The sequence below is a fragment of the Mesorhizobium sp. M7A.F.Ca.MR.362.00.0.0 genome (assembly GCF_004023175.1).
GTDB lineage: Bacteria > Pseudomonadota > Alphaproteobacteria > Rhizobiales > Rhizobiaceae > Mesorhizobium.
In genome coordinates this window covers 13,295-13,961 of the sequence record NZ_RZTF01000149.1, presented here as the reverse complement: position 1 = coordinate 13,961, position 667 = coordinate 13,295, and the positions used below count along the sequence as shown (strand labels likewise).

The 667-nt window shown below is 61.5% G+C and carries 2 protein-coding genes; both read left to right on the top strand.

Annotated elements, in window-relative coordinates; all coding sequences use genetic code 11:
* Nucleotides 1-294 (top strand): methylmalonyl-CoA epimerase (gene mce, locus EOC06_RS18815; protein WP_128308483.1); only part of this gene is annotated, 294 nt, incomplete at its 5' end.
* Complete coding sequence (locus EOC06_RS18810; protein ID WP_127267197.1) at nucleotides 291-575, top strand: DUF1467 family protein; 285 nt, start codon at nucleotides 291-293, stop codon at nucleotides 573-575. The genes mce and EOC06_RS18810, both read left to right, overlap by 4 nt.
* Nucleotides 576-667: the final 92 nt, after the last annotated feature.

The window sequence follows — 667 nt, the reverse complement described above, 5'->3', positions numbered from 1 at the left end:
GAGCATGGCGTCACGGTGGTGTTCGTCAATGTCGGCAACACCAAGGTCGAACTTCTGGAGCCATTGGGCGAGGGGTCGCCGATCGCCGCCTTCCTGGAGAAGAACCCTTCCGGCGGCATGCATCACCTTTGCTATGAGGTCGACGACATCCTGGCCGCGCGCGATCAGCTCAAGGCCGCCGGTGCCCGCGCGCTGGGCGACGGCAATCCGAAGATCGGCGCGCACGGCAAGCCGGTGCTGTTCCTGCATCCGAAAGATTTTTTCGGAACGCTGATCGAACTGGAGCAATCATGAGCTGGGTTTCGTTCACCGCCTTGTTTTTCGCGACCTGGTGGGTGGTGCTGTTCGCCGTGCTGCCGTTCAGCGTGAGGACGCAGGACGACGATCGTGACGTGACGCTCGGCACGGTTCCGAGCGCGCCGCGCGGTCCCCACATGCTGCGCGCGGTGATCCGCACCACCATCGCCACCGCGATCCTGATGGGCATTTTCTATGGCCTGACGCATGGGCTTGGATACAGCCTCAACGACATCCCGCACATCGTGCCGGAATTCAGCCAAACCTTAGCCAAATAGCCGGCCCCGGCCCAAGAAGATTTGTCCGGCAAAGGCGTTTTCATCCTTCGGAACAGCTTGGTTCCAGACAGGAATGCCGTCCAGTTTTGCGG